The organism is Modestobacter marinus (assembly GCF_019799945.1).
GTDB classification, from domain to species: Bacteria; Actinomycetota; Actinomycetes; order Mycobacteriales; family Geodermatophilaceae; genus Modestobacter; species Modestobacter marinus_B.
Window position 1 is genome coordinate 21068 of the sequence record NZ_JABGCH010000023.1, and the last position, 13660, is coordinate 34727.

The following is a 13660-nucleotide window of genomic DNA, read 5'->3' on the forward strand; positions in this document are numbered from 1 at the left end:
GTGGTGTGCCACGGCCCGGTGACCGGCGGGCCAAGGACGTGAAGGCGGCCACCGCGTGATCTTCTGGATGACCTCTCACAGTCCTTCAGGAGTACGACGCGATGACCGCTTCGAGCAGTATCGACCCTGCCCGCTTTCTGCACGAGCAGCTGCCCAGGCCAGTCCCGACCTGCTGCGCCAGATGCTCACGACCTTCATCAACACGCTCATGTCGGCTGAGGCCGACGCGGTCTGGCGTCGCTGAACCAGGCCGTCGCGGAGGCGCTCGTCGTCGCGCGCGCCGACGGCCTCGACCCCGACGTGTTCTACGACGTCCTCCAGGCCAGTGCCGTGGCCGCGCCGTACGTGTCCTACAAGCGGGAGACGTTCTTGAGGCCGGAGAGCGCCGAGGTCGCCTTCCCGGTCTCCCTGCTGCAGAAGGACGTCGGCCTGGGCCTGGAGCTCGCCCGCGAACACCACCTGGACCTCCCGGTGGCGACCACGGTCGGTCGCGTCCTCGAGGACGCCCGGCGAGCCGGCCTGGCCGACCGGGACATGGCCGAAGTCGTGCGCCTGCTCCGGAACGACAACCAGATGGAGGAAACGATGACCTCGTCCGACACCCTTTCGACCGGCCAGATCGACGACCTCGAGGACCGTCGGTACGCGGCGATGGTCGACGCCGACCTCGACGCGCTGGACGAACTGCTCAGCGACGAGGTGAGGTACGCCCACTCCGACGCGTCGGTCGACAGTAAGGCCTCCTACCTGGAGATCCTCCGCAACGGGACGCTCGTCTACCACAGCCTCGAGCACACCACCGAAGCGGTCGTGAGCCGACCCGGTGTGGTGATCGTCGGCGGCACGATGTCCGGCTCCATCCGCATGAACGGGGCCGCGAAGACGCTCAACAGCCGGGTCGTCGCCGTCTGGGTGGCCGAGGACGGACGGTGGCGCCTGTTGGCCTTCCAGCCCACCCGCATCCCTGGGTGATCCGTAGGGATCCTCGACAGCGCGGGGTGGAACAGCCTGCCGTCGTCTCCCGTCGAGCCCGTCGTCGTCGCACCTTGCCCCCGTCATCCCCACAACGCACAGCTCCAGGAATCACGGACTCGAGAAAAGCGACATGAGGCAATCGGCTCGCAGATCGCAACGGCCGGGTCGAGGCCCGGGTCAAGTTCCGCGACTACGGCGGCCAGGTCCGGCTGGTGTGGAAGACCGCAGCACGCCCGGGCGGCTGCCGAACGCGCCCGGCGGACGGGTGCGCTGACCGCCGACACCCGAGTGTCGACGCTGGCCGACACCCGGCTGGCCGCTGAGCACGGCTGGTCCACCGGCACCGACCCACGAATCGCTCGACTTTCCCGCCCCCGGGGCACACCAGAGCCTCCATCAGACCCGGGGCGGGACACCGAGAGAAACCACAGTGGAAAAGCCGGGCAGACCGGCGGCCACGTCACGCCCGATGCCTCCACCCCCGTCCCGCGCGAGATCAGTGCAGGCGCCCGCTCCATCGGTGGATCGAGGCTTAGGCACGGTGCTGATCCTTCCAGCGAGGCCGAAGCCTCACAGGCAAGGAGTCAACCGAACCGGGGGCAGTCCCGCTGGCAGCATGGGCGAGTGTGGCCAGCACCGCGGCACTCGATTGACGTCACCGTGACGCTGCGGTGACGCCTCACGTGTCAGGCTTCACCAGCTTAGCCTCCGCAACATAGCGCCTCAGCCGGGTAGTGGAGTCATGCATAGACGCGTTGCCGCTCAGGCGGCCCCGCCAGCTCCTGAAATGCCTGCTATCCCCGAAGTCGCATCAACTTCCGCGCGGCATCCCTCGGGCTCGGCGGATAGGCGCGCGTCGATAATCGTGCGGTTTGGCTCGAACGTGGGGGAAGTCCACTGCATGCTTCCTATAGTCCTGAGTGCGTCATAGCGGGGGAACTATGACGCCCTCAGGACTACCCACGCTATCTCCTCGACCGGCTCAAGCGCTGGTCAAACCGATTGACTGGCCTTCGCGGTCAAAGCCACCCTACAGTGACGGACCGGAGATGAAACGACCCATACTATGGCGCCTCCGCACATGTCACCTTCTAGACCGACGGAGCATGAAGAGCATCATGCGAGCCGTCAAGTCCAACGGCCCCGGACGTTCCTCGGCTGTGCAACTCGTTGCCTCATGACCCGATACGGATTACCCACCTGTTGAACTCCATGGCACCCAAAGCTGGTTGCAGAAATCGATCTTCTTCCTGACACGGTAATCGGCCGACCCCGAGACAAAGTGAGTGTGAAACATCACACAGTGCCGACGCCGCGCTAGTCGTTCGATGGATCGCGCCAGTCGATTGATGTAGGAGTGAGCATGCCCTCGACGCAGGACTGGAGCTATGAGCGGATTCTGACACTCTTCAATAGTAGCGGGTGCACAATTACTGGGTGTCCTTATCGAGATGTAGGAGGAGGGACCATCAACTCGTGCGCGCTCGACTTGTCAGATGCGGTCTTGCGGGCTAGCTACACACTTCCGATCATCTCGGATCCCTACAACAAGTGCCCACATACGAATCCTCGTGTGCGTGGTGCGGACATCATGGCGCGCCTAGCACGAGCTCAAAACAACGCCACGGTCGATGCTTCGGGATGGGCAAATCGGCCGCCCTGGAAAGGAATCGTCTTCTTTGAAGAGCCCGATCCCGCCACCTCCCTCACGGGGCACATAGACCTATGGGATGGTGCTAGCGGTAAGGGTGTTCATGGCACCTACCCCACTTGGGGCGGGGTCATATGGTTTTGGAAGCTAGGAACGTCACCAAACGACCTCATGCTGGGGACGTGGCGAAGCAACGACACGCCTTCGCGGTGGACGCTGGGGTTCTCTGACGGCGCATGCAACTGGGTCGAGCGCAATGCTTCCGGAGGCACGATCACTCGAAAGGTTTTTCCGCACGTGGTTGGTGGTCGGTACCGACTCGAACGACCGAATGACGCCGAAGTCCTCACCTTCCTTGGTGCGCGACCGGAGGTCCGTGACGAAATCTTAGCGAGGTCTCCAGGGCCCTCGATAGTCACGATCAACAGGACGGATGGCACTGCATCCGCGGATTGGAGCGGACTGTTCTGGACTCTCGACGCAAATGGCAAGCTCACTAGCCTGAGCTACAAGACGAAGGCCTATGCGTTCACTAAGGTGTAGGCCTGGTGGCCTCGCTCGGCTACTGAGCCTCACGGGATAATTGGGGTGAAGCCGATAGCACGAGAGTTGCCCTCGCGTCAGCGAGGGTAGTTCCTCCAAAGTCGACAGTGGGAAGGCGGAGGCGTTCCTCCTGGTATGGCAGTGGAACGGTCCCCATTCTTTGGCGGTCGTGATTGTCGACCGCGAAGTCGTCGCAGGAGCAGTCCGCGACGAGCGGAGCTTCACTCCTCAGCCCCAGGTCCGTCCTACGGGCGAATCGTGCGTTCAGCGCAGCGATGGCGAGATCAGGGCGCTAGTCGGGTCGCTTCCCCCTGTACCCGGTCGCGCCAGCCGAGGTGGTTGCGTCGCTCGTGAGCGTTTGCTCCGCGCGGCGTTGACCGGGGATGGAGCACGCGCGCAGGTCGCTCTCCTCGAGGGAAGAGGGAAGCACCCACCCGAGCAGGCCGTCGGTGTTGTTCTTCGCGGCGCGCAGCCACGCACTGCCGGGGTCGGCGATAAGTATGCCACCGGTCAAGTACTCGGTGAGCAGTCGACGCAGACCGTCTGCACGACATAGCTTCTTGCCAGCGTCTGCGGGACGAAAGCCGACAACCCAGTCAGTATCAACCGCATCACCGCGGAACTGGGCTGGCGCAGCGCCCGTCCGGCAAGTGCGCCAGGCGTAGATGTCCGGTGCGGTGGTTGACCTAGCCAGTACTGCGGCTGCCAACCCTCGCCCCCCTTGGTGACACACCGACCGGCGTCCCTGGCCGAGGTTCTCGGTGGGTGGATCGTCGCGCTGGGCGACACTCGGGCCTTCGAGCTGCCCAGCACCACGGATCCGAGTCAAGCAGGATCAATTCGTGACAGCAGCGATCATCTGCCTGCTATTCGCGGATTCGGGTTCAGACGCGGCGCGACTGTGTCTTCTTGATCAGGTTCGCCGCCTTCGTCGGCGCGTCCTCACGAGCGGTGTAGATGCGAAGGATCTCCTTGCGAACCACGTCCAGGAAGGTGGCCGTGTCGGTGTGGGCCTTCGACGCCACGTTCTTCATCGCCTGCTTCATGTACGCCGGCCGGTTGTTGTGCGTCTCCTGCACGAGCGCGCGGAGCACCGGCGACGAGTTGTAGTGCGCGACCACCGCGGCCCCGTGGGGGTCGACGATGGAGCGGCGCACCTCGTTGCTGACCTCCAGCGCGCGGCGGTACTCGACAATGACCGCGTCGAGGTCGAGGCTCGCCATATAGAAGCGCAAGCCCCACTCCTGGGAACGAAGGTCCACGGCTCGCGCAGCGCCGACGATGGCCTTCTCCTCGTGGGTTGAGGAGAAGGTGTACTTGCGCGTCGACTCGAGCTCGATGCCGTAGCGTCGGAACGCCTGCGGAGCAAGCGCGATCCACTGCTGAAGCTTCTTGTACTTGAGCGTCCACTGCATGAACCCGACGCTCATGAACGCGCTGTCCCAGCTGTTGAGCGCGGTCAGCCTGCCGCCGGTCTCGACGTTCGACGCGCGCTGGACCATGTCGATGTCGTCGTCCGAGATGCTGAGCAGGCTCAGCCCGCGCAGCGCCACCGCGACGTCGTCCACGAACAGCCCCTTCGAGATGTAGCGCGTGTAGCCCTTCTTCACCGCGCGCATCTTGCTCAGCTGTGCGGCGTTGGGCGGCGTGAGATTCACCCGCTGCCACGAAGCCTGCACCTCCCGCAGCAGCTGCTGCTCGAGCTTGGCCAGACCACCCGTGGGGGCGGCGAAAGTGGCAGCGCCATCGCTCACCGGCGCCGAGCCGCTGGCAGACGGCGGCGGGGAGTTGGCGAACGACGACGAGATGCCTGCGGGGCCGCTCCACGTGGACGCAGCACCCGAGAGCGGCGCGAGGTCCAGGTGGAAATGGAGGATGAGCGGCGCAGGCCCGTGCCAGTTGAGCCCCGTAACCCGGCCGCCCGTCTTCCTCGCCTTGCCCACGAAGATGACGTGCTCGCGCCCAAGCGCGTGATTGACTACATCCGCGACGGAGAAGTCGTTGTAGATAACCCGCCACTGTGCGCTGACCGCGGTCGCCGCCTCGTGCAGCTTCTGCAGGAAGCGGATGGCCTCGTCCTTCGGGTAGAACCCGCGGTCGTCGAGGCCTTCGATGTAGAGGTCCAAGGAGAATCCGCGGTCGTTGAACTTCCCGCCACCGTGGCCGGGGTAGTTCGCGGCCTTCATGAATCTCTTGTATCGCTGGCGGAGCTCTTTCATGAAGCGGACCATGAGCGGCGCGACGGGAGAGGTCTTGCTGTCTTCGACCAGATCCGTCGACATCAGGGACACGGCGCTTGTGGGCGGCTCGTGGGATCCCAGCGACTTGACCCCGCGAGACCCACCCTGGAATCCCATGTTCTCGCGGCGGCTCACCATCCACGCCCGACCAAGGACGTCGAGGGTGAACTTCCCTTGACCGACCTTGTTGCCCCAGCGTTTGCGCGCACCTTCCAGCGTCTCGCGGTAGTCACCGAGCAGCCACTGCGTCATCTTCTCGGGCGTGGGGGATCCGTTGCGCCGCTTCGACCACTCGGCGCCAAGCGACGTGGCGAAGGAGACGATGTTCGACGGGACGTCGCCGGAGTCCTCGGCTTCCCAGCTCTCGACGAACGGCGTCTCACCGATGCCCAGCTCCGCCTCCATCGCGAGGTCGTCCTGCCTGAACGACTCGGCCTCCCCGCCCTCGACGGACATGGTCTCGAGGTCACCTTCGAGGTCTCCCTCGAAGTCAGCCTCGGCCTCGCGGCCAGCGCCGCACTCGGGGCAGATGCCCTCGTGCTCGGCGGCGAGGCGGTCTTCCTCGAGCTCCCCGCTGTCATGGTCGGCCTCATACTGGCCGCCGTCCTCGGAGTCCATCCCGGGGTCGTAGCCTTCGAAACGGTCCTCGACTTCGATCGCCTCGCGGAATGGGCTGAGCGTGCTCATCGGCTGGCGGCCGTTCGCGGCCAGCAACTTGGTCCGCACCCCTACGCCGCCATCACCCTCAACCTCACCCGCCCCGCCGTACTCCTCGCCCGCCCAGCTCGGAGTGGCCTCCCAGGCAGTCTGCGCCGGGGGGTGGACCTCGCCGTCCCAGGTAGCTTCGCCGTCCGCGTCGAGCGACTCGAGTTCCGCCTCCCCGAAGGCGTCCCCCTCGTCGTAGCTCGCCCACGCCTCGCCTTCGGCGTTCTTCCCGGCGGGGGGCGGACCAATACTCTCCGCCCACTGCACGGGCTCCCTCGGCCAGGAGAAGATGGTGCGTGGCGCCTCCCCGGTGCCGGCGTCCTCGCGCGCCGGCGCGCGGGCGGTCAGCCGGGCGCGGGCGGCGATCCGAGCCATGTCGAGGCCGCCGGGGTCCCAGTGGGCGTTGTCCGGGACGTCCTTGTGCCCGCAAACGCCGTTGAAGTTGCGCCACTGCTCGGCCGACATGCGGCAGGCGGACCGCAGCCCGTAGCAGCGTTCGGTGCCGGCCGGCCGGACGTTGCCCAGGTCGATGGGCACCAGCCGGGCGACGGGCGCGAGCACTCGGTCGGCGAGCCACTCCAGGACGTCGGGCGGCGCGCCGGCCATGTCCTTCGCGAAGCCCCAGAGCTCCACCTGCACGGCCTGTCTGCGGTTGGTGTGCACGCTGCCGGGTCGGGCCAGCGCGAACGCCGACCGGTCGAGCGGGATCGTCTGCAGGAGCAGGTCCGCCGTCGGCATGGCCCACAGGTGCGGCGGCTGCCGGTGACGTGCGGCCAGCCGGCGGAAGTCGGCCGCGCTCGGCCTGCCCTCTACCGTGTGGAACACGAACCGCCACGGACCCCCCACGTACACCCCACCCCGGGAGCGCGGGTTGGCCACCCGTTCAGCGCCGGGCACCCACAACTGCCCGGCCACGCTCGGCGGCGCGAGCAGCTCGCCGGACGGCGCCAGCACCTCGTGGCCGCGTTCGAGGGCTGACTCGTCCTCGTCCTCGTGCAGCCACGCCTCGTCCTCCTGCAGCTGGACCTCGGCGGTGCTCGGTGTCGCCCCCGCTGCCCAGGTGCTCTCCCAGACGGCCGACACGGTGGATCAGCCCGGTCGCACGGTCTCGGCACCGCCCGACCGTGGGGCCGGTGCGTAGGTCCGCCCCTCGACCGCCGGCGCGACCGGACGCCGACCGTCCGTTCCACCGGGCGTGGGGAGGCGCAGCGGCTGGCGGTCGGTGAGGACGGCGGTGGCGGTGACGCGCTCCTTGATCCGCTCGCCCGTGGCGGACTGCCACTGGTTGATCAGGTCCCGCATCTCCTTGCCCAGCGCGCCGTTCGGGTCGAAGAGCGTCGCCGCGGCCGCGTCGTCGTCGAAGGAGCCGATCTCGATCGCCCGCAGCACGCTGGACATGGGCTCCGCCAGGTCGAAGAGCTCCCTGGCCCGTTGCGCCGGCCGCAACCCGACCCGCTCCGCGATCATGGCCAGGCGTTCCGACGGGTGGGACGCCTGCGCCTTCAAGTCGGCGACGATGGGGGTGTCGGACAGCAGGGTGAGGTGGAACCAGCTCAGCGTCGTCACGTAGGCAAACTCCTCGCGGGCGAGCAGCCCGCCACGCCGGCGGTGGTTGAGCATGTCGGCGAGCGCGCGGCAGAGCGTCGCGATGTAGGCCTCGTCCGTCGGCTTGGCGCCGGAGGTGTTGGTGAAGTGCTCCAGACCGAGCCAGACCTGCCGGAGCAGCTCGGACCACTTGGACCGGAAGTCGGTGTTGACCCCGGCCCCGACGTCGGCCTTCCACGGTGTGTCCGGAGTCGGCGGCGCCCACCGTGCCGGGATGGGGTGGGGGAGATCGAACCCGAACATCCGCCAGTAGGCGTTGCGGCGATTCACCCGGGCCTGCGGGCGCAACTCACTCGTGACGCCGGCGATCGAGAAGAGCGGGGGGTCGCGGAAGAAGAGCTCCTCGGTGGCTCGCACCCACTTGACCGACTCGGGGGACAGCTGTCCCAGGGTCTCGCCGACGACCAGCCGCCGCACCACCTCGGCGAACACCTCCAGCGCCCCGGTGCTCTCGATCAGGTACGCGTACATCAGGTGGTGCCACAGCAGCCCCGGCCCGGCCGGCGGGATCGTCTGGTCCCGGTACCTGTCCACGTCCGCGAGGTCGATGCCGGAAGGCAGCAGCGACGCGGGCGGGAGCTGCTGGGGAAGGTCCAGGGCGTCGACGATGAAGGCGCCACCGATCGAGGGGGGTCGGGTCGACACCGACCCGATCGGCAGCGGGGGGACCAGCGCCGCGGCCTGCCACGCCTCGTCGAGCCACCTGCTGAGCTGCACAGGGTGGACGAGGAAGACCTGCTCGCGGCGGGCCGGCCCCAGGAGCTTCGCCAGGTTGAGGAACACGGGACTGACCTCCAGGTCACTCGGCGGGGGCGGGAACGATGGCGGCGAGCCGAGGACCGAGGGCGACGAGCGGTCCGGTGCGTCCGCCCAGCCCGATCATCGACTCGATCGCGCTGCCCCGGGCTGTGCGCTTGGGCTCCAGACGCGCCGAGCGCGCCCGGTAGCCGTACTCGTCCGGCTCCTCGCGTCCGCCGCGGATGACCCGCACGGTCTCCTCGACCGGCACGGGGTAGTCAGCGGTGGCTGGGGCGCGCAGCTCCACGTACGTGACCTCGCGCTTCGGATCGTCGGGCAGGCCGTACAGGTGGATCACCGGGCGGTTGGCGTCCCAGCTGGCGGTGAAGGTCGGGACGTCGAACTCGTCGCCGTTCGTACGGCTCACCCGGCCCATCAGCGTGCCGAGGGCCCGGTACCCGAAGTCGACCCGCTGCCGTCGGGCACGGCTCTCCTCGTCCTCCGTGGTCGGCGGGGGACGTCGTCCGTCGGCCAGCTCCCGGATCGCCTCGGTGAACTGCTGGACGAGGTAGGTGATCTGCTCGTCCGCGCGCCCGTTGCCCTGCTCGTTGCCCTGCTCGTTGCCCTGCTCGTCGCCCTGCGCGGCGTCCGCGGGCGGCTGGTCGTCGTCGGCCATTGCGTTCTCCTCCTGCCGAGGCTGACTACGCCGCGACCGCGGCGCGTGGACTGGAGTCGGCGCCGAGGTCCGAGACCCACGCCCGCAGACGGGCGCGGTGCTCGGCGGCGTGCGCGGGGTCGGTGACGCTGCGCGCCGCCAGCACGGCGAGGATCCGCAGCGAGTCGCGCCGGCGCAGGTACGACGAGGTCAGCAGCGACCCGCCGGCCTGCTGCTCGAGATCGCGCAGCGCCTGGGGGTGGACCCGCTGTGGGTCGAGCACCCTGGCCAGGGACGCGCCGCCGAAGGCCCGCATCGGCCGCTTCGTGCAGACGTCGACGACCTCGTCGAGAGCCTCGAGGCTACGGGCGGTGACGGCGGCCACCGGACCGCCCACGGAGTCCGGCGGGTGGCGACGGAGCCAGGCCGTGCCGACGTCGTCCCAGGGGCCGGAGCCGAACCAGCGGCGGCACAGAGCCACGTTGAACTGCACCCGGATCCAGGCGAACGGGTGCGGGTCGCCCAGCCGGATCCGGTACACCGCCTCGGTCGGCCCGTCGACGACGTTGGCGAGTGCCGAGACCGGCACCCAGCCGGCCTGCGCGAAGGCGTGCACGTCGGCGGCCACCTCACCGGCCCAGGAGCGCCACAGCGCGGCGACCTGCCGGGAGCGGGGGGCCAGGACGGAGTGGAGGGTGTCGGCCAGCTCGCCGTTCCACCCGGTCAGGTGCCCGACCTGGTGGCCGGTCTCGTGCAGCAGCGCGGTCGGGAAGGACAGGTTGTGGCGGGTCAGTTTGATCGCGGCCGCGGGGGAGGGGTGCGCGGAGTCCCACAGGCGGATCCCGGCGCGCAGGATGGAGGCGCCGAGCCCCTTGTCCACGTACGTGAGGGCAGGCGGGGAGGACAGGCCCAGCGGCCGCAGCGAGGTGGCCATCGAGTCGCCGGCCAGCGTGTCGAAGCCCCGCAGCAGCGCTCGCAGGGTCGGGTTCGTGCGGGTGTTCACCGCGTCGCCGTAAAAGTCCAGCACCGTCTCGGCCTGCAGATAGCGACGTCGCAGCCGCAGCACGCCGGTGCGGACGGCGTCCGGCGACGCCCCGGCGGCCGCCTGGCGCTCCAGCGCCCGGGCCTCCAGGGCGACAGCGGCGACGACCGCGGCCAACCGGTCGCGGACCCCCTGCTGCAGGTAGGCCTCCAGCCCGGCCCACGCCTCCGGCGCGGCCACGGCGTCGAGGTCGGCCAGCGCCTCGACGGCCAGCCGCCAGTGGGTCAGCTCGGCCAGTGTCTGCCGCGTCGAGACGTCAGGCACGACCGGTGCCCGGGCGGATGCTCATCGTCGGCTCGCCGGGCACACCCCCCGCCAGGGCGGCGCGATCGGCGAAGGGGAAGGCGAAGGCCAGCGTGATGCCCGGTGCCGGGTCCTTGGCGGCGGCGGCGAGCGTCGCCGCGGCCTCGGGCAGCCGCGCGGCGACCACCCGCTCGACGGCTGCGGCCAGCTGCGCCGCCAGCCGGACGCTGCCGCCCTCCGGCAGGGTGATGCCCTGCCGCGTCAGCACGCGAGCCAGCCGGGCGGCGATGGCCCGCTGCCGGGCCGGCCCAACGAGACGCCGCACCGCGGCCACCACCACCGCGTGCCGGCGACGCGCCAGCTCACCGGCCAGGAGATGGGCCAGCCGTTCGCTCACCAGCACCGACAGCACCAGCTGCGGTGCCGGACCGGTCAGATCCAGCTGGAGTCCGAACCGGCGGCGACGGCGCACCGGCCGTCCGGCGACGCGAAGGCGGACGATCCGTCGACCGGTACGGCCGGGCCGACGTAGCCCGCTGGGTAGCCCGGCCCAGCCGCGACGGGGGCCGGGCAGCCAGCCTTCGTCCTCCAGCTCGGAGAACTGCAGCGCGCCGACCGCGGGCGACTCGCCGTCGGCCTCGAAGGCGGCCAGGTGCCCCAGCTGGCCGCCGGGCAGCAGCTCGTACGTGGTCACCTCCGCGGGAACCGGCCACGCGGTGACGCCCTCGTCGAGCAGACGCTCCTCCAGCGTGTCCCCCTCCCGGAAGATCACCGAGCGCGCCATGAGCCGGCTGATGGTCACCGGCCGCACGGCGCTGTAGGTGCGGTACCGGCGACGGACGCCGGCGCCCCGCGGCATCGGCACCCAGATCCCGCGCTCCTGCTCCTCCGCCTCGCCGTCGTCCAGCCCGGTGCGCAGCACCCGCGCGGGGAAGTGGCGGACGGCGGCCTCCTCGAACGCCTCCTGCACCGCGGCCTCGAGCAGCAGCTCCTGCTCCAGCGAGGCCTCCGGTAGGGACAGCACCTCACGGAGGGTGTCCTCGGCGGCGGCGACAAGCGCCTCGGCCCCGATCGTGTCGCGTGCCTCGGCCTCCAGCCCGAGCAGCCGGAGCCCGGCGTTGGCCACGTGCTGCGAGAGCGGCTGGGCCACCTGGGCGCCGACCATCGGCCGGATGAGATCGGCCAGCAGCTTGGCAATGAACCCGACGATCTTCTGCCGGCCGATGACCTTGACGCCGAGCTTGACCAGCGGCATGGCCGCCATGACCACGGGGATGAACTGCTCCATCTCCGCGGTCGGGTCGGCCCCCGCCTCCGCCTCTCTGAGCTGCCGGGCCAGCCGCTGGCGCGCCTCGTCGAGCGCCTCGAGGGCCGAACCGCCGTCCCGGCTGGCGGTCGCCTCGTCCTCGAAGAGCGCGAGCGGTGCGGCCGCCGCGGCCTCGCCCGGGGCGAGGACCGCCTCGGCCAGGGCGGCGTCGAACCGTTCGCCGAGGCTGGTGACAGTGCCTTCGGCTTCGTCCGCGACCTCACCGACGCCGGGGATCCGGCCGGCCAGCCGACGGGCCGCCGGCTGCAGTGCCGGCGGGAGGGAGCCGACCGCCTTGGCCAGCACGCGCTGGAGCAGCGGGCGGACCAGCTTGCGCAGCAGCGCGAACACGCGGCCGACGGGCAGCAGCTTGCCGGCCATGGCGATGCCGCGCTTGGCCAACTTCGCCACGCCCTTGACCGCCTTCGCGGCCTTGCGCACCAGCTTGCCGAGGAACTGCTCCTGAACGTCGACCGGGCCGCCGAGACCCTCGTCCTGAACGGCACTCCCGACCATGGCCTCCAGCTCCCCCTCGGAGACGGCGTCCACCGGCCGGTCGGCGTAGTGCTCCTCCAGCTGCGCGAGCCGATGGTCGGCCTCGGCGGCGAGGGCCTCGAGCCACTGCTCGACCTCGCCGGCGGCCAGGCGCCCGCCGTCCGCCTCGTGGCTCCACGTGCCCGCCGAGCGCAGGTGCCGGCCGGCCGCCTCATCGACGAGGGCCTCGAGCGCCTCGGTGAACTCCTCGTCCTCGAGCTCGGCCGCGAGCGCCCCCACCGCCTCGGCCTCGAGCTCCTCCTCGCCCACGGTGGCCAATGCCTCGGCGAAGGGCGTCTCGAGCAGGGCGGACACAGGAGTCTCCCGCACGGACGCGGTGGGTGCCTCGACCTCGGGAACGGAGAACGGCGAGACGAGGAGCTCACCAGCGGATCCGTACGGGGTCTCCGTCTCGAAGACGCTCATGGCCACCTCCGCGCACACCGGGACTGGGCGACCAGCCTCTCGGTGGGCTGTCACCCGAGCGTCACCGATCCGTCACCAGATCAGGGACCCGGCGGCACCGGCGTCGTCGGCGCGGCTGTGTCCGCTCACGGAAGGACCAGGGTCGCACCCGGCAGTGCGGGCGTACGTCTGGGGGATGTGCGCCGCGCGCGGCGTCGACTACGCGCCGGCTGGGAAGTTGGGGCTTCGGAGGCGGCCTTACCCCTACCCAACAGAGTCAACCAAAGTCAGGGCAGTCCCGTCAGCGGGTGCCTGGCGCATGGGGGACTCGGCCGGAAGCGATGAAGGCATCCAGGACAGGCCCGAGTCACGTTCCGCGACTACGACGGGCGGGTCCGGCTGGTCTCCAGGGTGGGCCCGTCCCGGGCAGCAGCCGAGCGGGCGCTGACGGCCGGGGTGACCGGCCGCCAGGCGCCGGGCGGCCTGGGTGCGAGACGGCGCGGGCGTGCCTCTCCGGGATGTTCGCGCTGGCGTCCTAGGACGGCGCCCTTGCAGCCGATCCGGTGCGCGACTCCCACCGCCAAGACCAGCAGCGGCAAGCGGGTGCGCGTACTGACCGTGGAGCAGACCTCGCGCCTCGTCGAGGTGTTCCGGAGCAGTGACCGCGCGGCTGCACTCGACGTGCCTGACTTGGTCGACTGGATGCCGGCCACCGGTTGCCGGATCGGCGGCGCTGGCCCTGCGGTACGGGGCCAACGGCGACGGCGAACCGATCCTCGATCTCGCGGTCCGGTCCCGCGAGGTGAACGCCACCGTCGTCCGCGTTCCGGGCGCCGGACTGACGATCCAACCGCGGCCGAAGACCACCGCCGGTTGGCGGGTCATCGCGCTCCCCGACTTCGCCGTCCGGGTGCTATAACACCGGCGGGCGCAATGCCCCGCGCAGTCGGGTGGAGGTCGTCTTCGCCCCGCCGCTGACCGGCAGCCTGCGCGATCCGTCGAACGCTCGGGAGACCTC

Annotated in this window: 7 protein-coding genes and 1 pseudogene; 3 read left to right on the forward strand and 5 right to left on the reverse strand. The window is 69.9% G+C overall.

What is annotated here, in order from left to right; genetic code table 11:
- Positions 1-101: 101 nt before the first annotated feature.
- Positions 102-232, forward strand: a pseudogene (locus HK417_RS17690) (IS256 family transposase); the annotation flags it as partial.
- Positions 233-240: 8 nt separating this feature from the next.
- Positions 241-972, forward strand: a complete 732-nt coding sequence (locus tag HK417_RS25660; RefSeq protein WP_261327187.1) for an NAD-binding protein — start codon at positions 241-243, stop codon at positions 970-972.
- A gap of 3081 nt (positions 973-4053) precedes the next feature.
- Here HK417_RS25660 and HK417_RS17700 read toward each other — a convergent pair.
- Genes HK417_RS17700 through HK417_RS17720 form a run of 5 tightly spaced genes read right to left on the reverse strand, consistent with a single transcriptional unit; the run spans position 4054 to position 12663 of the window.
- The gene (locus HK417_RS17700; protein ID WP_222268908.1) at positions 4054-7197 is read right to left on the reverse strand and encodes a hypothetical protein; all 3144 of its coding nucleotides are present in this window, start codon (positions 7195-7197) and stop codon (positions 4054-4056) included.
- 6 nt (positions 7198-7203) lie between these two features.
- Positions 7204-8502, reverse strand: a complete 1299-nt coding sequence (locus HK417_RS17705) for a hypothetical protein (protein ID WP_222268911.1) — start codon at positions 8500-8502, stop codon at positions 7204-7206.
- A 16-nt stretch (positions 8503-8518) separates the two neighbouring features.
- Positions 8519-9133, reverse strand: a complete 615-nt coding sequence (locus tag HK417_RS17710) for a hypothetical protein (RefSeq protein ID WP_222268914.1) — start codon at positions 9131-9133, stop codon at positions 8519-8521.
- A gap of 25 nt (positions 9134-9158) precedes the next feature.
- A complete protein-coding gene (locus HK417_RS17715; RefSeq protein WP_222268917.1) occupies positions 9159-10418 on the reverse strand; it encodes a hypothetical protein in 1260 nt (419 codons plus the stop codon).
- Complete coding sequence (locus HK417_RS17720) at positions 10411-12663, reverse strand: hypothetical protein (RefSeq protein WP_222268919.1); 2253 nt, start codon at positions 12661-12663, stop codon at positions 10411-10413. Before HK417_RS17720 ends, HK417_RS17715 begins: the two co-directional genes overlap by 8 nt.
- A gap of 637 nt (positions 12664-13300) precedes the next feature.
- Between HK417_RS17720 and HK417_RS17725 the strand changes: the two genes are divergently transcribed.
- On the forward strand, positions 13301-13561 hold the full coding sequence (locus HK417_RS17725; RefSeq protein WP_222268922.1) for a hypothetical protein: 261 nt from the start codon (positions 13301-13303) through the stop codon (positions 13559-13561).
- The last annotated feature ends 99 nt before the right edge of the window (positions 13562-13660 follow it).

Coding starts and splice junctions, on each gene's coding strand:
- HK417_RS17720 (WP_222268919.1), bottom strand. CDS start 12,663: ATGAGCGTCTTCGAGACGGAGACCCCGTACGGATCCGCTGGTGAGCTC.
- HK417_RS17710 (WP_222268914.1), bottom strand. CDS start 9,133: ATGGCCGACGACGACCAGCCGCCCGCGGACGCCGCGCAGGGCGACGAG.